The following is a 20,669-nucleotide window of genomic DNA, read 5'->3' as shown; positions in this document are numbered from 1 at the left end:
GTTAGAGAATTTCCATTAATTTATCAAGTTCATCAAGCGTCAGATCATCATCGCCAAGATCGCTAGGCGTAAGCTCAGGTCCGTCTTGGGCCAGACAGTGATCTATGATTTTCAAGAGGTGCCCTTTAAAGCTGTCACTGAACGATTGAATGGTTTTTTCATGAAATTCGAGAGAATGATAGGCAAACGTCATCGTCATCTGCCCATTTTCTATAAATCCGACAATATCAAGCGCATTCGGCTTCTCTGTGTCAGGGCTCAGCGATTGTCCTGACGGCATCCCGGATCTTGTAAATAAGCCGGAATCCGACATCTCATTAAACTGGCCTAAGTAGTTAAAGCTGATATCCGGATCAATCTCAAATGAAAGATTCTCTTTATGCTCAGGCGCCGTTACATAACGCAGAATGCCGTAGCCGACTCCTTTGTTCGGGATGTGTCTGATGTCTTCTTTCATTTGTTTCAGCTGATATGAAAGATCGTCGGCGTGCTTCATCTCAAGGATCATCGGATACATGCTCGTAAACCATCCGACCGTCCGGGTGATATTCAGGCCGTCAAGAATGTCTTCGCGTCCGTGGCCTTCCAAATGAACGCCGATCGTGTCTTCACCCGTCCACTCTTTCAGCGCCAGTCCGAGCGCCGTGAGCAGGATGTCGTTCATTTCGGTGTGATAGGCTTCATGTACGTTTGTCGTCAGCTGTTCAGTTTGTTCAGGCGTCAGAGAGAAGCTGACCGTTCTCGTATGTCTCATGCGCTGATCACCAGACTGCCTGTCTTTCGGAAGCTGAGTGCAAACCTCTTTTTCCTCAAGCTCTCTCCAGTAATCCGCTTCTTTCAGAAACGCCTTCGTATTTGCGTATTCTTTGATTCTCTCGGCAAATTCGGCGAATGAATGTGTTTTCGGCGGCAGCGCGGGTTCATTGCCTTGCTTCAGCTGCGTATAAACGGACGTAAAGTCCTCCAGTAAAATCCGCCAAGATACACCATCCACGACTAAGTGATGGATTGCGAGAAGAAGGTGGTCTCCATCTTCAGCCCGGAAGAGCCCGGCTTTCAAGAGATGTCCTGTTTCCAGTGAAATACTGCTTTGAAGACGGTCTGCTTCCCTTTCGATACGGTCCTCATGGTCTTCAGCAGGTCCGTTCAGCTCAAAGACGTTCAGTTCAACAGACGCATCCTCAAGCCCTCTGTAATACGGTTTTTGTTCACGATAAATCATCCGGAGCGCATCATGGTGCACCGTCAGGACGTGTAATGTTTTTTCTGTTATCTCCGGATCAAAGCCGTCTTTCGCGTGAAGCATGACGGATTGATTCCAGTGGTGTTTGTCCGTGAAGTTTTTCTCAAAGAACCAGCGCTGGATCGGCGTTAAGGCCGCTTCGCCTTCGACAGGGCCCTGGTCGGCCTGCTTGCCTTCCGTCCGCTCCACATACGAGACGAGCTCTTCGATGGTCGGATGCTGGAAGAGGTCTTTCATCTCCAGCTTGTAGCCGTGCTGGTTCAGACGGCTCGCCATTTGGATGCCTTTGATCGAGTCCCCGCCGAGCGTGAAGAAATTGTCGCTTACGCCGATCTGGTCAAGACCGAGCACTTCCTGCCAAATGTCGGAAAGCAGCGTCTCCATCTCCGTTTCCGGCGCTTTGTACGCGGCGCTTCCCGCTTCAATGTCAGGCGCCGGCAGGGACTTTTTGTCAATCTTTCCGTTCGCGGTGACCGGAAGCTCGTCCATCTCCACCCAGAACGCCGGCACCATGTAGTCAGGCAGCGTGTCTTTCAGCGCGGATTTGAGCGCTTCAATATCGTCCTGCTGAGGCGCGACATAGGCGCAAAGCGCGGTATTGCCCGCTTTGTCTTCCACGGCCGTCACCGCTGCGTCATGAACGTCCGCAAGCTGGGCGAGGCGGACTTCGATTTCTGAAAGCTCAATCCGGTAGCCCCGCACTTTGACCTGCTGGTCAATACGGCCGATGTATTCGATGCCGCACTGCGCGTTCCACTTGACGAGGTCGCCGGTCCGGTACATGCGCTCGCCGGGCACGAACGGATCTGCGGTAAACCGCTTCGCCGTTTCTTCTTCACGGTTCAGGTATCCGCGCGCCAGACCGCGGCCGGCCACACACAATTCACCGGCAATGCCTTCCGGCTGCACCTGATCGCCGTCGCCGAGAATATAAACTCTCGTATTGGCAATCGCCCGTCCGATCGAAAGCGATCCTTCCTCCGGATTGATGACGCCGCTTGTCGCGACGACGGTGTTTTCCGTCGGGCCGTAGTTGTTGATGATCGTGTACGGCTGTTTCACCGCCCGCTTCAGCTTGTCGCCGCCGACGAGAAGCATGCGGAGAGAGGTATTTTCCAGATCCATAAATTGTTCGGCCAGCTGCGTCGGCAGGAAGGTGATGGTCACGCCGTGCTCTTCAAAATAGTGATTTAAGCGGGTGATATCCAGCCGGATCGCTTCGTCAATGACGTGAAGCTCCGCGCCGATGGTCCATGTCGGGAACATTTCCCAGATGGAGGCGTCAAAACCGAAGCCCGCGTATTTGGCGCTTTTATCATCCGCCGTCATGGCGAATGCGTCGTGATGCCAGAAGCACAGGTTCACCAGCGCATGGTGTTCGACCATGACACCCTTCGGCTGTCCGGTCGTTCCTGACGTGTAAATCATATAAGCGAGATGATCCGCCGTTGTTTCCGTCTGCGGGTTCGCTTCATCGTTTTCATCAAGCGGCAGGCTCAAAATGGAGCGGCTGCCGTCAAGCAGAATCGTTTCTCCTTTGTAGCTTTCCGGCACGCCCAGCGCTTCCTGTGTGAGAAGGAGCTTGGCGCCGCTGTCCTGCAGAATGTAGCTGATGCGCTCTTCCGGGTAGTCGGGATCAATCGGCACAAATGCCGCGCCTGCTTTCAGGACGCCGAGTACGCCCGCGGCCATTTCCAAGGACGGTTTCGTCAAAATGCCGACACGTTCGTCAGCCGTGACACCGCAGTCCATGAGAATGCGCGCGATGCGATTCGCCCTTGCGTTCAGCTCGCCGTACGTCCATTTCGCGCCGTTGTATGCCGCGGCCGGCCGGTTCGCGTAGCGGGCGGCCGTATCTTCAAAGAGACGGTGAACCGTTTTGTCCCGCGGCACAGAAATTGTTTTTCCTTTCCATGCGTCAAGGAGGGCTTGTTTTTCTGTTTTATTCACCAATGAAAGCTCAGAAAGCTTCGCAGCCGGATTTTCCGCTGCGGCTTCTAACAGTTGAAGCCAGTAATGCTTCCATGTCTCTGCCGTTTCCGGTTTAAACAGCGCGGTGTTATATTCAAGCACAAACGTTAAAGCTTCGTCTGTGTCCTCAGCCGTCATTGTCAGGTCAAACTTGGCTGTTTTTCTGTCAAACGGATGGTGCTTCAGCTCAATTCCTTCCATGACCAGATCTTCCGCATTTGCATTTTGCATCGAGAATACCGCATCAAACAGCGGATTTCTGCTCGTATCACGCTGCACCTCAACCTTTTGCAGAAGGTCTTCAAGCGGATAATCCTGCGCGTCAAATGCATGTAAAGCGGTTTGTTTTACTTCTTTAAGATAGTCCGTGAACGTTTTGTCCGCTTCCGGATACGTACGAAGCGCGAGTGTATTCACAAAAACACCGATGACGTTTGCGAGATCCGCATGTGACCGTCCCGCAACCGGCGAGCCGACAATGATGTCATGCTGTCCGCTCAGTTTTGATAGAAAGGCGCTGTATGTCGCCAGCAGCACCATGTACATGGTAGAATCCGTTTGTTTCGCAAGACTGCGAAGAGCCGACGTCTGTTCCTCAGTCAGAGAAAAGACCAGCTTGTCTCCTTCAAAGGTTTGCACGGCCGGACGGCTGTAATCAGCCGGCAGCGTCAATACCGGAAGCTCGCCGTCAAGCTCCCGAAGCCAATGCTCCTCCTGCTTGCGGTACTGCTCTGATTGAATAAATTTCTGCTGCCATACCGCATAGTCTTTATAATGAATCCGCAGCGGCTCAAGCGTTTCGCCGCCATACAAGCGGGACAGTTCATCTATCAGCACGCCGACTGAAGCGCCGTCCGAAATGATATGGTGCATGTCAAACAGCAGCAGGTGGTCATGTTCAGCCAGCTTGACCAGTCCCGTTCTGACGAGAGGAAGCTGATCCAGGCGGAACGGCCGGATAAAGCTCTGAATAATCCGTTCAGCATCTTCTTCAGAGGCTTCATAATATTCCATGTCGATATCAGCTTCCGTCCATATGCGCTGAACCGTTTCCCCATCCTTTATGTCAAATGTCGTTCTGAAGGCTTCATGGCGTTCTGTCAGCTGTTTCATGACGGATTTCAGCTTTTCTGCATCAAGCTTTCCTTTTAAGCGGAGCACAGACGGCATGTTATAGCTTGTTTCAGCGCCTTCCAGCTGCTGAAGCACGAACATCCGCTTCTGCGGTGAAGAAACCGGATACGTTTCCCGCTCGGCCGCCGGTGCGATGCTCTCAGCCGCCTTCCGCTCAGTCCCTTCAATCAGCTGCGCCAGCCCCGCAGCCGTCGGAGAAGTGAACAGATCCTTTAAGGTAAGCTGCACGCCGAATGTCTTCTGGATAAGGGCCAGCAGTTTCATCCCCGCTAACGAGTGGCCCCCGATCTCAAAGAACTGGTCATGGACGCCGACCCGCTCCATTTGCAGCACCTCAGCCCAAATATCCGCCAGTTTTTGTTCTGTTTCATTGCGCGGCGCCGTATATGACACGGCATTCGCTGCGGTCACATCCGGCATCGGCAGCGCCCGCCTGTCGATTTTTCCGTTCCCTGTAAGAGGCAGTTCATCCAATTGAATAAAGACGGACGGAATCATATAAGCCGGAAGATCCTTCGCCGTATGCTCCCTCAGCTCCCGGGAAGAGATTTCCCTGAGGCCGACAACATAAGCGCAAAGAAGTTTGTCACCCGCACCCTGATCCACAGCGAGCACAATACATTCCTGAATCTGGTCATGACTTTGGAGCTGATGCTCAATTTCGCCAAGCTCAATCCGCTGACCGCGGATTTTCACCTGATGGTCGATACGTCCGATAAACTCGATATCGCCATTCGGAAGCCATCTGGCCAAGTCGCCCGTTTTATACATCCGTTCACCTTCCTTAAACGGATGCTTTACAAATTTTTCTTCCGTCAGTTCAGGACGGTTGTAGTAGCCTTCTACGAGTCCTTCCCCGCTGACGCACAGCTCTCCCGCGATACCCGCCGGCTGAATGCGTCCGGCTGAGTTCATGATAAAGACTTCCGTATTGCTGACCGGTTTCCCGATCGGAACGGAGAGCGTATCCTCTTCAATGACATCCACCGGATGGTATGTCGCAAACACCGTGCTTTCCGACGGGCCGTACATATGAAGCAGTCTTCCTTTTCCGACTGCCGCAAGCGCCTTTTTGACATGTTCTACAGACGCTCTTTCGCCCCCGAACATGATTTTCCGAAGCGTCGTCAGACAGGACGGCTCCATATCAACAAGCAGGTGGAACAGGGCCGTCGTAATCATCAGAATGCTGACATTCTCCCGTTTGATCACACGGGACAGGCGTGACATATCCAGCACCGTATCTTTCGGGACGATCACAAGCTTTGCACCGTTTAACAGCGAACCGAACATATCAAACATAAAAGCGTCAAAAACGTAGTTTGACAGACCGAGCACTGTGTCCTCTTCAGAAACAGTCAAATAGTTCGTGTTTTTTACCGTCCGCAAAATGTTGGCATGTGTGACGATGTTTCCTTTCGGCGTTCCCGTCGTGCCTGATGTATAAGTGAGATTGGCAATCGTTTTGGAATCAAACGGCAATGCTGGATTGCGAGAGTCCTTTTCATAGCTCGCCTCATCATCAGCAAGCACAATGACGCCTTGAAAACCGGCCTTTTCCGCAAGCGGCTTGAGGCTTTGCTGAGTCAGGAGCACATTCGCCCCGCTGTCGCGGAAGAAATGCTGAATCCGCTGAACCGGATGCTCAGGATCAATCGGCACATAGGCGGACCCCGCTTTTAACACAGCCATAATGGAAACAATCATATCCATTGACCGTTCACACAGAACAGCCGCGGTTTTTCCGCCGCCTCCGACCGAAAGAATATGCCGCGCAAGCCTGTTGGCGCGTTCATTCAGCTGCTGATACGACAGGGTTTCCCCTTCGAACTGTAGAGCCGTCCGGTCAGGGTTCTTCCGGGCTTGTTCTTCAAAGATCTGCACGATCGTTTGATCTTTCGGGTATACCGTGCGTTCCGGGTTGAACCGCTGTAATTGATTCAAAGCCTCCCGTTCAGAAAGCAGATCATATTCGCTGATTTTCGCATCCGGCTGAGCTGCCGCGCTCTCCAGCAGACGGACATAGTGCGCAAGCATGCGATCCGCAGTTGAGCGCTTAAACAGCTTCGTGCAATAATCCAAATCAAGCGCAATGCCTTCCGCTGTTTCCCGAGCCTGCATAGTCAGGTCGAATTTGGCGATATTGAAGTTTGTTTCATGAAGAGACAGCGTCAGATTACCGATCTCCGCAATTCCGTCCGAGGCGTTTTGCAGACTGAACATCGTGTCAAATATCGGATGCCTGCTCATGTCCCGGGGCACGTTCAGCTCCTCGGTCAGCCACTCAAACGGATAATCCTGATGAGAAAACGCATCCAGCACCTGCTTGCGCACATGACCTAACAAGCCGGCAAATGTCTGATCCTGCTTCACGGAGCTTCGCAGCGCAAGCGTGTTGACAAACATCCCGATAAGCCCCTCGGTATCGGAGTGATTTCTTCCCGCTGACGGTGTTCCCACGATGATGTCTTCCTGTCCCGAATACTTAGAAAGCAGCGTATAGTATGCTGATAACAGCACCATGTAAAGGGTGGCTCCGTTTTTCTCGGCAAGCTTCTGCAGCCGTTCCCGCAGCATTTTCGGCAGCTTGGCGGACACGCGGTCACCTTCAAAGCTTTGCACCTGCGGCCGCGGATAATCAGGGAGCAGCTGAAGCACCGGCAGTTCGCCGCTGAAGACTTCTTTCCAGTACGCCCGCTCCTTCTTGTAGCCTTCTTTCGCCCGTTCCGCCTGCCATACGGCATAATCTTTATATTGAATGCGCAATTCAGGCAGCTGATTTCCGCCGTAGATGTCAGCCAGTTCCTTCAGCATGATGGAAATAGACACCCCGTCAGAAATCAGGTGATGCATATCAAACAGCAGCATATGGCGATTGTGACCGAGCGTTTGCAGGCCGATTCTGAACAGCGGCGCCTCAGATAAATCAAAACGGCGCACAAAGTCCTTCATGACCTGTTCATTCGTTCTTCCGCGCGCTTCGATCATTTCAATATGAAACGGAACATGCTCGCCAATCACTTGTCTCGGCGTGCCGTCCTCTGATTGAAACGATGTTCTGAGCGCTTCATGCCTGCTGATTAAGGCAGAAAATGCACGCTCAAGCTTTTCACGGTCTAAAGCGCCCTCAATCATGGCCGCAGCCGGCATGTTATATCCGACTCCCGCGTCTTCAAATTGGCTTGCGATATAAGTCCGCTGCTGAGCGAGCGAAAGCGGATAGCTCGCCTGCTTCTCAGCCGGCTCAATTGCCCTGAATGCCGGTCCTTCGTTTCGGTTTTCCGCATAATCGGCAAGCGCCGCAATCGTCGGATGCTCAAACAAGTATTGCAGCGGAATTTCAACGCCCATTTGCTTATGAATTTTCGTCAGAAGCGTCATTGCCTTTAATGAATGACCGCCTGACTCGAAGAAATGATCATAAATGCCCGCCTTGTCCATTCCGAGAACTTCCTGCCAGATGACGGCAAGTGTTTCCTCCGTTTCATTTCTCGGCGCGGCATATTCAGATGAGCTGACAGCCTGCACATCAAGCGCAAACAGCTTTTTGCGGTCCGCCTTCCCGCTCGGCGTGAGCGGAATTTCGTCCGTTTTTGTAAAGTAAGCGGGCACCATGTAATCAGGAAGGTGCTTGGACACATACTCCCTGTACTCGGCAGGGTGAAACTCGGTTCCTTTTTCCTGAACGATATATGCGCAGACATCTAAGCTGCCCTGCTGATCCGGCCGTGCCAGCACGACGGCCTGCGCCGCGCCCGGGGCTTTTCTGAGCACCGTTTCAATTTCTCCCAGCTCAATGCGGTAGCCGCGGACTTTCACCTGATCATCTTCACGGCCGATATATTCGATCGTCCCGTCCGGCAGCCAGCGTGCCATATCACCCGTGCGGTACATGCGGCCGCTTCCGTTAAACGGGTCCTGCAAAAACTTCTCTGCGGTCAAATCCGGAAGATTTAAATAGCCGCGGCCTACACCGTCACCCGCGATATACAGCTCACCGGCCGTGCCGTCGGGCTGAAGCCGCTGGTGCTTATCCAATATATACAGACGGGCGTTGCCGAGCGGTTTTCCGATCGGAACGTACGCCGCCTGTTGATTCATTCCGTTATCCGCTGACACCTGATGCACGGACGCATCTACGCACGTTTCTGTCGGCCCGTAGACATTCGTCAGACGCGGCGTCCTGCCCGATTGATGAAAGAGCGCCATCAGCTGTTCAGCAACAGCGGCGGACAGGCCCTCTCCCCCAATGAGCATGTGGCGCAATTCAATTCCGCTGACATCTCCCGCCGCAACCATCATCTGCAGATGCGCAGGCGTTCCGTCAGTGGCTTCAATCCGGTTTTGACGATAATAGTCCAGCAGTGCCGAGCCATTCGTTACAGTCGTTTTCGGCACGATATAAAGCGTCTGTCCCAAAAGAAGCGAGGCAAAAATCTGTTTGACGGACGCATCAAAATGAAACGGAGCCAAAAGCGCCATTCTTAATGTCTGCTCACCGCATTGATAAATCTCCTGCTGCAGTGATTGCACCAGATGATGAACTTGCCGGTGCTCAATCATCACGCCTTTCGGCCGCCCCGTTGTACCTGATGTGTAGATGATGTAAGCCAGCCGGTCTGATTGTGTGCTGACACCGTCCGCAGCCGTCTCATACTGAACAGCCTCGTCAAAATCAATCCGTTCGGCATCCGCTGCGGGCGCCTGTATTCCGGCCTCCGTCAGAACAGCCTTCGCTCCGCTGTCCTCCAAAATGTACTGAATCCGATCCGCCGGAAAGTCAGGATCTATCGGCACATAGGCGCCGCCCGCTTTCAAAATTCCCAATATTGCCGCAATGACACGCTCAGAACGGCCAAGCAGCACCGCGACAGGAGAATCGGCTGATATCCCGGCTTGAAGAAGGCGTCCGGCGATACGGCCTGACTGTTCATGCAATGTGCGATAGGACAATGTTCGGCCTTCATACACAACCGCGGGTTTGTCAGACAGTGACTTCACTTTCTCTTCAAACAGCCCCGGTATCGTCATCTCTCCGCGGTAATTCACCGGATTGCCGGAGGCCCGTTTCAGCAGCCGCTCTTTCTCGGATTCAGAAAGAAGAGTAAGTTCATCAATTATGCGATCAGGAGATGAAATCGCATCTTCAATCAGCGTGATCAAACGTTCAGAAACAGATTCAATCTCTTCCCCCTTGAAAATGTCGCTGCGATAGTCAAAATCAATTGTCAATTTCCCGGTGTCCCATCGTTCCTTCACATGAATTGAAATATCATTTGTACCGCTTCCGCTGAAAATAGGGTCTGTCAGGAAGGACAGATTCTCTTTTTTCTGCCACTGCATCACCTGGTACTCCAGAGCCACCGTAAACAATCTGCTCAGCGAACTTTTCGAAGCGCGCAAATCATTGACAAGCAGGTTATACGGATACTTTTGGTGGCGGAGAATTTTCATCAGATCCTTCATCCGGCCTTTAACGAATTCCAAGAACGACTGTCCTCCGTCAACGCTTGTCCGCACAGGCACCGTAGATACGAACATCCCGAGCATCTGCTTTTCTTTCGCATTCGTCCGGTTTCCCATAAACGTACCCGTGACAACGTCATCCCGGCCGGTCACTTTGTAGAGATAAGTGATCAGAGCTGACTGGAACAGAGATAGTACGCTGACTTTATGCTCCTCGCAGAATGAATGAATGCGGCCATATAAGTCGTGAGGAATTTCTTGAGAAAACCGTTTCGCATCAAGACCCGCATCTGCCCGGCTCCGTTTCAGGGACACAAGCTCCGGCACGGTCTCAAACTGCCCGTTCCAAAAATCCCGATCCTTTTTAAACCGCTTCGACTGCACATATTCCTGCTCTGTCAGCACGTGCTCGATAAAAGAAGGAATCTCCGTCTGTTCCTCACTTGTCCCGCCTGAAAGCTCCAAATAAATATCAGTAATCGCATTGCCCAGAATCGTCATGGAAATCCCGTCTGAAATAATGTGATGCACATTAGCGTAAAACCAGACCTCATTTTCACTGATCGTGTGCACGGAAAAACGGAATAAATCCTGATCATATAACGCCAGAGGCTTGCCAGCTTCTTCACGCCCCCATTTGGACAGCTCGTCCGCAGAGCAGCCGGCTTGCCTGATATCTGTGTGCCCGATAGAGAGCGGACGGTATTCGCTCACATATTGAACGGGCTCCCCCTCATCATCAAGCCGCAGACGGATTCTCATCGACTCATACCGCCGAACGAATTCCTGTATCGCTTTCTCAACGTAATGAGCCTGTACGCCGTCTTCAGAAATGAGTTTCCCGAACCCGGCAAGATTTGAAATACTTGTGTTCGGATAGAATTTTTCTGTATACCAGATACGTTTTTGAGCATTTGTTAAAGGATAAAAAGTTATTTCCATATGTGTGCGCCTCCCCTTTTTAAGATAAAGATGTCAATTCTCCCTTAGAAACAGCCTCCCTCTATGTCCCTAACTCATTCTCAAGCCAAAAGAACCACTTACCTCCAAAAACGATCCCGATTCAATCACCGCCGAAATCCGTCATCCGTTCACCCGCGCAGTCCGAAATGCGGCATCAAATTTATGAGAAATCAAGACAAAAAGCCATTGATTGTAAGCACGAAAGGTTTACCTATTTCTGCATGTATTTCTATATATCTACTTACGTTCACTTTATATGAAAATATTGTTTTTATCACCGAAAAATGGGTGAAAAGTTTCATGCGGCACACCGAAAAAAATTCCGACAAATCCAGAGGGTATTTTGCGGCATCCCGCAATTTATTTTTAAAAATATTATTTACGTAAAATTAAAAATCTTTAAACTATAATGAAAAGCTGTCGAATATCCAGTTATGGCAGAATGAAAAAAATTTACGTACGTAAGCTGACCCGGAAAAAAAAGCGCAAGAACCGAAACAGACAGCCCAAATGTTCGCAATATGATTTCATTAAACCGCAAAAAAAGCACTCTATTTTACATAGAGCACTTCAAAAAGATTCCTTTATTGCAGTTTTATCAATGTTGATTAATTCCATATAATCTTTTCCCCACTTATACATGGCGTCCAGAATCGGCATAAGGCTTTCTCCTTGCGCCGTTAAAGAATACTCCACTTTCGGAGGGACGACAGGGTAAACTTCCCTGTGAACGATCAGATCCTGCTCCAGCTCCCTGAGCTGATTCACAAGAATTTTGTGCGTAATATCCGGAATTAAAGCTTTCAGCTCATTAAACCGCTTCGTCCCTTCTTTTCCCAAGTGCCACATAATCAGCATTTTCCACTTCCCGCCTATCACGGCAAGCGTCAATTCCTTTTCGCAATTAAACGTTTTCTTATCCATTCGGCTCACGGGCCATTCTCCTTCCTCTTACTTTTTGTACGGTCATCATCTATTCATACACGCTTACTTTTTTACACAACTTTCATCAGTTTATACTACCACGCAGTTTTGCTGAAACAAAGCGCATTGCCTGCGGGGACAGTATCCTCAAAGTAACTATTAGACTTCAAAGTGCGTACTTCTCAACATGCGGGGCACTCTATAGAATGAAAATACATAAAAAAGAGGAGTGGATATAAAGTGGAATTACAGCTGGCATTAGACTTAGTGAATATCCCGGAAGCAATTGAGCTTGTGAAAGAGGTCGAACCATATATAGATGTTGTAGAAATCGGCACTCCCGTTGTCATTAATGAAGGCCTGAAAGCCGTACAGGAAATGAAATCAGCCTTTCCTCACTTGAAAGTGCTTGCCGATCTTAAAATCATGGATGCAGGCGGCTACGAGATCATGAAAGCGGCAGAAGCGGGAGCCGACATCATCACCGTTTTAGGAGCGACAGACGACTCAACGATCAAAGGGGCGGTTGCCGAAGCAAAAAAACAGCAGAAAAAAATTCTCGTCGACATGATTAACGTAAAAAACCTTGAAACACGGGCAAAAGAAATTGACCAGCTCGGTGTTGATTATATTTGTGTTCACACAGGTTATGATCTTCAAGCAGAAGGAAAAAATTCATTCGAGGAACTGACGGCGATTAAAAAAGCGGTCAAGAGCGCTAAAACCGCAATTGCCGGAGGCATTAAACTTGATACGCTTCCTGAAGCCATCAAACAAAACCCAGATTTAATCATTGTCGGCGGAGGCATTACGGGAGCTGACAATAAAGCGGATGCTGCTGCTAAAATAAAACAGCTGATCACACAAGGATCATGAAAACGACTGAATACTTACATGAAATACTAAATGAAATATCCCGCACCGCAGCATTAATATCCGACAGTGAAGCTGACAAGCTTGCGGATCAGATTTTATCGGCAGATCAAATCTTCACGTCCGGAGCGGGACGTTCCGGCTTTATGGCTAAAGCGTTCGCCATGAGGATGATGCACATCGGTCTGAACGCTTACATCGTCGGTGAGACGCTTACCCCTCCCCTCCAAGAAGGCGGTCTCGTCATCATCGGCTCAGGCTCAGGCGAAACAAAAAGTCTGCTTCATACGGCTGAAAAAGCCAAAAGCCTTAACGGCATCATCACTGCATTAACGATTAACCCCGACTCAAGTCTCGGCAAACTTGCGGATCTTACAATAACGATTCCCGGCTCTCCTAAGGAAGAGACCGGCGGAGACAGAAAGACGATTCAGCCGATGGGTTCTTTATTCGAACAAACTCTTCTGCTGTTTTACGATGCGGTTATTCTAAAAATCATGGAGAAAAAAGAATTGAATTCAGCAGACATGTTTACAAAGCATGCGAATCTGGAATGATTTGCTGACGGCCTTCTTATCAGATGGCCGTCTTTTTATCGTCCTGTTGCGCACGGTGACAAGACGGCCAAGTTTTTCGGGTCGGACACTCGCAGACAAAGATATCCTGCGGTGAGCTTATCGCTATAATAAGTCAATTGACGATACACCCGCAACTATTCATTTCTGAATAGGGAAACGGCAAAAAACACTTTCTGATCGAATTTTTAATGAATAAAGTTGATTTGTGCGGATGGTTTTACAGATATTCAGCTGAATTGCCGCTGAGAAATATATTTTAACAGCTTTACAGCAACCCGATTCTGCTTTATTCTTGGACCAGCTTTACAGCAATTAAAACTGGAGGTGATTGATACTCTTGAAAACATTAAAAGCACTGCTGCTTGTTCTTATCATCATTGCCGGAGCAGTCGCGGCCCTGATCAAGGGTGATCTTTTCTCAGATAACGAGCAGACCGTTCAGAAGAGTGATTACGACAAAGTAATCTTATTTCCGTCCGATCGATATCCGGAAACAGCAAAGCATATTAAGGACGCGATAAAAGAAGGACATTCCAGCATATGCACCATTGACAGAGACGGAGTACATAAGCGGCGTGAGCAATCTCTTAAACATGTGCCTGTCAAAACGGGATACGATAGGGATGAATGGCCGATGGCGGTTTGTAAACAGGGCGGAAACAACGCCTCCGTAGAATATATTTCTCCGGCAGACAACCGCGGAGCCGGCTCTTGGGTCGGACACCAGCTTACCAATGATCCCGACGGAACGAGAGTATTATTTAAAATCAAGTAAAAAACAGGAGGAACAGCGCATTGATTAAATCATGGAAACCGCAAGAACTGGCCATTTCTTATCATCAATTTACAATCTTCCAAAAAGATTCAGAACCGCCTGTTATCGATTGGACCGATGAAGCCATTGAAAAAGGATATGCGGAAGCTGACGGGGCTGTTTCATTTGAGGCAAGGAGAAATACGAGGGCATTTATCGTTCTCAGGCTTAACACAAGTGAACCGGTACCATCCTATGAGAAAAAAGCGACTGTTCCCTTTGAGGCTGTAAAAGATGGAATTGAGATTGAAAGCGTGATGTCAAAGCGGCTTTTCTTTCATATTCCGAAAGGCCGATACAGCCTTACCTGTTATTCAGTGCCTGCCGAAATATCCGATCTTCATGCCGATACGTATATTATTGATGCAGCCGCAATGTAAAAGAAATCCCTGAGAGAATCATATTTCTCTCAGGGAACTTTTATAAACTTTTACCGTTTGTTTCAATTACATTCTGGTACCAATAAAAACTTTTTTTCCTGATCCGTTTTAAATCCTTTTCATCTTCTTCATCTCGATTGATATAGACAAAACCGTAGCGTTTTTGATAGCCGTTCAGCCAGCTTAACAGATCCGTGAATGACCAGCTGCAGTAGCCGATGAGATGAACTCCGTCACTAATGGCCTCTCTGCACTGTTCAAGATGGGAGCGTAAATAGTCAATTCTGTAGTCATCCTGAATTGAGCCGTCTTCTTCTATTTTATCGAATTCCCCCAGCCCGTTTTCTGTTATAAAAACCGGCAGCTCATAGCGGCTCGTTATACGCCGGAGGCCGATGCGCAGACCTATCGGGTCAATCGTCCAATCCCAATTACTCGTCACAAGGTTCGGATTCTTTTTCGTTTTAAACAGACCTGGTATACCGGTATCCTGGTTTGTCCCTTTCTGACCAGTCGTGTTCATTTTCCCCTCCGATACACCGTCAAGAGGATTTCTTTCGTACGTAATCGTCTGATAATAATTAACACCGATAAAATCCGGCTTGCCTTTTGCAAGCAATTCCATATCCCCGGCTTCAATGGCGGGCGCCCAGCCCTTTTCCTTTAAATAATTGAAAGGAATTTGCGGATAAGTCCCCCGGCAATACATATCAAGCCACCAATGATTCATAAATTCCTCTGCGTTTTCAAATGCAGTTATGTCTTCAGGATGACTTGTAAGCGGATAAGCCGGTGAATAAGCGAAGCTCGGGCCGATCAAACCGTCAGGAACATATTGTCTGAAGGATTCAATCGCTTTGGCATTAGCTAAAAATGCGATATGATTCGCTTCATAAAATCGTTTTCTGTCCTTTACGCCGGGCGGATGTGCAGCTGTAATAAACCCGTTATGAAAATTATAATTCTGCTCGTTTAACGTGACCCAGTACTTCACCTTGCCGGCGAATCTTTTGTATAACGCAATGCAGTAATCATTAAAATCATCAATAATTTTTCTTGATTCAAAGCCGCCGTATTCATCCATCAGCGTCTGAGGCAAGTCCCAATGATAAAGAGTCAGCACCGGCTCAATATCGTTAGAAATCAATTCATCGATCAGGTCTTCGTAAAATGCGATCCCTGATTCGTTGATTTCCCCTCTGCCATTCGGAAAAATTCTCGGCCAGCTGACAGAAAAGCGGTAAGCTTTCAAACCCATTTCTGCCATCAAGGCGATATCTTCTTTATAACGCTCATAATGGCCGACTGCTGTATCGCCATTTGAGCCTTTAAACGTTTTACCCGGTATTTTCGTGAATAAGTCCCATACTGAAGGTCCTTTACCGTCTTTATTCCAGGCTCCTTCAACCTGATAGGCAGCCGAGGCTGACCCCCATAGAAATGTATCAGGGAACAGGCCCTGTTTTTTATGTATCATGTGTTTCATCCTCCTGATGCGTATGATATTGATATCATACGTTATGAAACGCGTTTCAGAGCAATCCCGATAAAAACAAAAAAGCATCCGGCTTGCCGGATGCTTAAGAATGATGATGCCGCTTTTCCAATTTATGAGGCGGAGGCTTCGGGACAAACCCATTTTGTTTCATCATGTTAAAGCGCCTGTCCATATGCTGTTTAATATGTTCTGCTTTTTCTTTCGGCAGGACCCCGTACTCAACATATTTGGATATAACATGTTTTCGTTTTTCGAGCACTTCTTTTTCAAGTGATTCAATTTCTTTTTTCTGCTGTTCCGTGAGTGACATTGTTGAAGGCATTTTTGTTCCGGCGGCGTGTGCCGGCATTGTGAAAACCATTGCTGTAATGAAAAACGCAGCTAAAGACAATGCAGCTTTTTTCATGACTCTTTCCTCCTTTAACGTTTGTTATATGTTGCTCCCTCATCCATTTTTTATGCAAAAAAAAGAGCGAAATTATTCGCTCTTTTCAATCGATTCGTCCGGCAGCGCGTATGTGACATACGTTCCTGCTACAAAATCGTGGATTGACCGTTTGTCTTCTCTCATTCCGACCATGAATGCGCTCACGATCACGCCGATTCCAAACGTCACGCCATATATCAGGCCGCCCACAAGCACTCTCAAAATCATAGTGAGAAAGCCTACCTGAGTGCCGTCTTTTTTGACGATGCGGATACCGCAGATCTTTTTGCCGATAACATAACCGTTCCAGTATACAGGGAGCAAAATAGCATAAAGAGTCAAAATGATGCTGATCATTGTGCTCTCATTCGGATCTTTTCCTGTTGCCAGCATAAAAATAATCGCCAAAGGCACTGAAGTAATTAAATAGTCGAGTACCACGGCTCCCAATCTGATCCAAAATCCCGCCGGTCTGTAAATATTCATCGTGTTTCTCCTCGCTATGGCTTTAAAATCACTTTAATGTTGCCATCTTCTTTTTTGTCAAATATATCATATGCAGCAGGAGCTTCCGCAAGACTCATTTTGTGTGTAATGATATCCGTCGGATCAATTTCATTTTGTTCGATCATTTGATACAGCATCGGCATCAGATGAATAACGGGTGCCTGGCCCATTTTCAAAGAAACGTTGCGTGTGAAAAAATCACCGAGCGGAAAGCCGTCCGCTTCAGAAATGTATGCGCCCGTGAGCTGCACGGTTCCGAACTTCTTAACGGCTTCTGATGCTGTAAGAATCGGACTGATCGTTCCGAACTGATTCGGTTTTTGCTCTGCTTTTTCTTTTGAAAGCGGCGTGCCGTCCATTCCGACACAATCAATCACTACATCCGCGCCCCCTGACGTATATTCATGCAGCAGTTTCCCGATCTCATCATGTTCTGAAAAATTGAAGGTCTCTGCTCCGTTTATGCGTCTCGCATGTTCAAGGCGATGCGGGACTTGATCGACTGCGATAACCCGCTTTGCTCCTTTTTTCCACGCGAATTTTTGCGCCATTAAACCGATCGGACCTGATCCCAGAATCACGACTGTATCTCCTTTTTTCACTCCGCTGTGCTGGACGCTCCAAAAGGCGGTCGGCATGACATCTGACAGAAGCAGCACCTGCTCATCTTCAAGCTCACTGTCTGCCGGAACCAGAAAAGAAGAGAAATCAGCATAAGGAACACGTAAATATTCAGCCTGCCCGCCGGGATAATTACCGTTAAACTCCGAAAAACCGAATAAGCCGCCGGCATCTGTATGAGGATTTGGATTAGATTCATCACACTGGCTTTCCATCTGGTGCTTGCAATAATGACATTCTCCGCAGCCGATGTTAAAAGGAATCACGACCCGGTCGCCTTTTCTCAGCTTTTTGACTTGACTGCCCGTTTCTTCAACGATTCCCATCGGCTCATGCCCGACGATATAACCCGGATCGGCGGGTATTCCGTTTTTATATAAATGAAGGTCTGAACCGCATATCCCGGTTGCGGTGATTCGAACGATGACATCTCTCTCATCTTGAATGGCGGGTGCCGGGACTTCTTTCACTTCCATATGTTCTTTTCCTTGGTATGTCAGTGCTTTCACACTTGGTCAGCTCCTTTTTCATCACTCCTTCCCTTTTCACCTGCTTCTAAACTTGGCCGGTATGTTATTCGGCCCGCTGAATATCCCATTGAAAAGGATCTTCAAGCTGCGACCAATCGGAATCGAACTCAGACGGCGTGAGCAGGCACTGATCCAATTCCTTTGTAATGGCTGCTTCATCTAAATCTGTTCCGATAAACACCAGGTTCGTATGACGGTCTCCGAATTGGTCGTCCCAATCTTCCAGAATCTCCGGTTCCTGCTGTTTAATCTGCTCCTGCTCAAGTTTCGGCATTGCCGCCACCCAATAAGAAACAGGCTCAATCGAAACCGCCGGACCCGCCTGAGACATCAGCAGCGCAAGGCTGTTGCGGGTTGCGCACCAAGCAATTCCTTTTGCGCGCACAATGTTGTCAGGCATTGATTGATGCAGCCAGCTGTCAAAACGAACGGTATGAAACGGCAAACGCCGCGAGTACACAAACGAAGTGATGCCGTACTCTTCCGTTTCCGGAGTGTGCGCTTCATGACCTGCCGTCAGCTCCTTTATCCATCCTGCTGATGAACTCGCTTCCTCAAACTCAAATAAACCGGTATTCAATATGTATTCGGCGGGCACTTCTCCGCGGACGGACCGGATCAGTCTGGCACGGGGCTGTAATGCGCGAAGAACCGTTTCCAGCTGTTCAAGCTCTTTTTCGCCGACCATGTCGCATTTATTTAAAATGAGCACATCACAAAACTCGATTTGGTCAATTAATAAATCGGCAATCACCCGTTCATCCTCTTCTCCCGCCGCTTCCTTCCGGTCAAGAAGGCTGTCACCGGACTGGAAATCATGCCAGAAGCGGTTTGCATCCACCACGGTCACCATTGTGTCCAGCCTGCAGAAAGTTGTCAGATCAATGCCCATTTCTTCATCTATATAAGAAAATGTCTGGGCAACGGGAATCGGTTCGCTGATCCCGGTTGATTCAATCACTATATAATCAAATCTGCCGTCTTTCGCGAGTTTCTCAACTTCGACTAATAAATCTTCACGCAGCGTGCAGCAGATACAGCCGTTGGATAATTCTACGAGTTTCTCATCCGTCCTTGACAAGCCGCCTCCCTGCTTCACCAAGCCCGCGTCTATATTTACTTCGCTCATGTCATTGACGATGACGGCAATTTTTAAACCGTTGCGGTTTTGTAAAATATGATTCAAAACGGTCGTCTTTCCGGCACCAAGATAGCCGCTCAATACTGTAACCGGAATTTTTTTCATAAAATAGCCTCCTGACAAAATAGAATGATTACGATTTACACCCCACACCTGCCCTTTTTTCATCATGATGTACATTATTATAAATCGTAATCGTTACTATTTATTCTGATGTATTCTCCGTTTAAAATCAAGTGAAAAATAATCAAGCATAAAAAAGACACGCTGTCATACGTGTCTTCCGCCCAAACTTAAACATCCGCAGGACTGTTTTCAGTGCCATAGCTTTTTCTCCAAAAATAGCCTGCGGCCAGAACAAGCACAAATGCGAGCAATGCGATACATGAGAAAGAGATAAAACCGATCGCATACGTTCCCGTCATCTGCTTCAATGATCCTAAAATATTCGGAAGGAAAAAACCCCCTATGCCGCCGGCTGCTCCGACGATTCCCGTCACCATTCCGATTTCTTTTGCAAAGTGCTGAGGGACAAGTTGAAATACCGCTCCGTTGCCCATACCGAGCGCCATCATTCCGATAAACAGCAGAACGATCACCGTTGAAAGCGGAGGCAGGCTGCTGACTCCCGCCATACACAGAGCCGCGATGACAAACAGTACAGCCAGAACTTTCGCACCTCCCGCACGGTCTGAAATCCAGCCTCCTGCAGGGCGAAAAAAACTGCCCGCTGCGACACATATTGTGACGAAATCACCGGCATGGATTTTTGACAATTGATATTGATCAACGAAAAAAATGGCCAAAAAACTTGATAATCCCACAAAACCTCCGAAAGTGACGCCGTACAGAAGACAGAAACACCATGTTTCCTTCTGCCTGAACACGTGAAGGTAGTTTTTAAGCGGCTGCGGTGCGGGCTGTGCAGGAGAGTCCTTCGCCATGACGATAAACAGTATAAAAACGATCATCAACGGAAAAAGCGCAATTCCCATTACACTGTGCCACCCAAACTGTTCCGCAAGGCGGGGGCCGAACAATGTCGCAAACAAAGTGCCGCTGTTGCCGGCACCTGCTATCCCCATCGCAAGCCCCTGCAAGTGAGGCGGATACCACCGGCTCGCCATCGGAAGCGCAACAGCAAAACTTGCGCCCGCTACGCCCAGCAGAATGCCGATCGCAAACAGCTCAGTCAAAGAACGGCCGCCGAATGCCCCCCAAAGCAGCGGGATCATCGTGATCAGCATCCCGATCACGGCTGTTTTCTTCGGCCCGATCCTGTCCGTTAACACACCTAAAATGATCCGAAACACAGATCCTGATAAGATCGGCAGAGCCACGACAAACCCTTTTTCAAAAGAAGATAACCCGAAATCCTGAGAAATATAAACGCCGAGCGCCCCCAGCATTACCCAAATCATAAAACTCACATCAAAATATAAGAAGGAACAGAGCAGAGTGAGCGGATGACCGCTTGTTTTTAATTCCGACAGCTTCATAACATTCTCCTTTCCGGTCTTCTATCATTTCAAATTGCTGAATCAAGAATATATGACCGGCATTCACCGGAAAAGACATGTGTAAGATAATGCGACACAT

General features: G+C 48.7%; 12 protein-coding genes. 4 read left to right on the top strand and 8 right to left on the bottom strand.

Annotated elements, in window-relative coordinates; genetic code table 11:
• Nucleotide 1: 1 nt before the first annotated feature.
• The gene (gene srfAA / locus ACKTRM_RS01825) at nucleotides 2–10,756 is read right to left on the bottom strand and encodes a surfactin non-ribosomal peptide synthetase SrfAA (RefSeq protein ID WP_012116771.1); all 10,755 of its coding nucleotides are present in this window, start codon (nucleotides 10,754–10,756) and stop codon (nucleotides 2–4) included.
• A 591-nt stretch (nucleotides 10,757–11,347) separates the two neighbouring features.
• Nucleotides 11,348–11,710, bottom strand: coding sequence for a winged helix-turn-helix transcriptional regulator (locus tag ACKTRM_RS01820; RefSeq protein WP_012116770.1), 363 nt, complete (start codon nucleotides 11,708–11,710; stop codon nucleotides 11,348–11,350).
• A gap of 231 nt (nucleotides 11,711–11,941) precedes the next feature.
• Between ACKTRM_RS01820 and hxlA the strand changes: the two genes are divergently transcribed.
• The 4 genes from hxlA (at nucleotide 11,942) to comJ (ending at nucleotide 14,346) form a co-directional block, all read left to right on the top strand.
• Nucleotides 11,942–12,577 (top strand): 3-hexulose-6-phosphate synthase, encoded by a 636-nt coding sequence (hxlA, locus tag ACKTRM_RS01815; protein ID WP_012116769.1) that lies wholly within the window; start codon nucleotides 11,942–11,944, stop codon nucleotides 12,575–12,577.
• Nucleotides 12,574–13,131 carry a 6-phospho-3-hexuloisomerase gene (gene hxlB, locus ACKTRM_RS01810; protein ID WP_007409354.1) on the top strand — a complete coding sequence of 186 codons (558 nt, stop codon included), beginning with the start codon at nucleotides 12,574–12,576 and terminating at the stop codon, nucleotides 13,129–13,131. Before hxlA ends, hxlB begins: the two co-directional genes overlap by 4 nt.
• A 358-nt stretch (nucleotides 13,132–13,489) precedes the next feature.
• Complete coding sequence (locus ACKTRM_RS01805) at nucleotides 13,490–13,927, top strand: NucA/NucB deoxyribonuclease domain-containing protein (protein ID WP_003156588.1); 438 nt, start codon at nucleotides 13,490–13,492, stop codon at nucleotides 13,925–13,927.
• 20 nt (nucleotides 13,928–13,947) lie between these two features.
• Nucleotides 13,948–14,346, top strand: coding sequence for a competence protein ComJ (gene comJ / locus ACKTRM_RS01800; protein WP_007609299.1), 399 nt, complete (start codon nucleotides 13,948–13,950; stop codon nucleotides 14,344–14,346).
• 40 nt (nucleotides 14,347–14,386) lie between these two features.
• Here the strand turns inward: comJ and ACKTRM_RS01795 are convergent, their stop codons facing one another.
• The 6 genes from ACKTRM_RS01795 to ACKTRM_RS01770 form a co-directional block, all read right to left on the bottom strand.
• A complete protein-coding gene (locus tag ACKTRM_RS01795; protein ID WP_012116768.1) occupies nucleotides 14,387–15,823 on the bottom strand; it encodes a glycoside hydrolase family 1 protein in 1,437 nt (478 codons plus the stop codon).
• A gap of 103 nt (nucleotides 15,824–15,926) precedes the next feature.
• Nucleotides 15,927–16,205, bottom strand: coding sequence for a YckD family protein (locus ACKTRM_RS01790; protein ID WP_263612330.1), 279 nt, complete (start codon nucleotides 16,203–16,205; stop codon nucleotides 15,927–15,929).
• A gap of 117 nt (nucleotides 16,206–16,322) precedes the next feature.
• A complete protein-coding gene (locus tag ACKTRM_RS01785; protein WP_012116767.1) occupies nucleotides 16,323–16,757 on the bottom strand; it encodes an RDD family protein in 435 nt (144 codons plus the stop codon).
• Nucleotides 16,758–16,771: 14 nt separating this feature from the next.
• On the bottom strand, nucleotides 16,772–17,908 hold the full coding sequence (locus ACKTRM_RS01780) for a zinc-dependent alcohol dehydrogenase (protein WP_012116766.1): 1,137 nt from the start codon (nucleotides 17,906–17,908) through the stop codon (nucleotides 16,772–16,774).
• A gap of 64 nt (nucleotides 17,909–17,972) precedes the next feature.
• Nucleotides 17,973–19,175: a GTP-binding protein gene (locus tag ACKTRM_RS01775; protein WP_012116765.1), complete on the bottom strand. Its 1,203-nt coding sequence runs from the start codon at nucleotides 19,173–19,175 to the stop codon at nucleotides 17,973–17,975.
• Nucleotides 19,176–19,363: 188 nt separating this feature from the next.
• Nucleotides 19,364–20,569, bottom strand: a complete 1,206-nt coding sequence (locus ACKTRM_RS01770; protein ID WP_012116763.1) for an MFS transporter — start codon at nucleotides 20,567–20,569, stop codon at nucleotides 19,364–19,366.
• Nucleotides 20,570–20,669: the final 100 nt, after the last annotated feature.

It is taken from the genome of Bacillus sp. D7-8, assembly GCF_052055895.1.
Lineage (GTDB): Bacteria > Bacillota > Bacilli > Bacillales > Bacillaceae > Bacillus > Bacillus velezensis.
Note: the sequence above shows the minus strand (reverse complement) of the source record. Positions and strands in the feature narration are given on the sequence as shown.

What these genes read in the sequence shown, in the direction of transcription:
- srfAA (WP_012116771.1), bottom strand. Translation starts at nt 10,756, where the DNA reads ATGGAAATAACTTTTTATCCTTTAACAAATGCTCAAAAACGTATCTGG.
- hxlB (WP_007409354.1), top strand. Translation starts at nt 12,574, where the DNA reads ATGAAAACGACTGAATACTTACATGAAATACTAAATGAAATATCCCGC.
- ACKTRM_RS01795 (WP_012116768.1), bottom strand. Translation starts at nt 15,823, where the DNA reads ATGATACATAAAAAACAGGGCCTGTTCCCTGATACATTTCTATGGGGG.
- ACKTRM_RS01790 (WP_263612330.1), bottom strand. Translation starts at nt 16,205, where the DNA reads ATGGTTTTCACAATGCCGGCACACGCCGCCGGAACAAAAATGCCTTCA.
- ACKTRM_RS01785 (WP_012116767.1), bottom strand. Translation starts at nt 16,757, where the DNA reads ATGAATATTTACAGACCGGCGGGATTTTGGATCAGATTGGGAGCCGTG.
- ACKTRM_RS01775 (WP_012116765.1), bottom strand. Translation starts at nt 19,175, where the DNA reads ATGAAAAAAATTCCGGTTACAGTATTGAGCGGCTATCTTGGTGCCGGA.
- ACKTRM_RS01770 (WP_012116763.1), bottom strand. Translation starts at nt 20,569, where the DNA reads ATGAAGCTGTCGGAATTAAAAACAAGCGGTCATCCGCTCACTCTGCTC.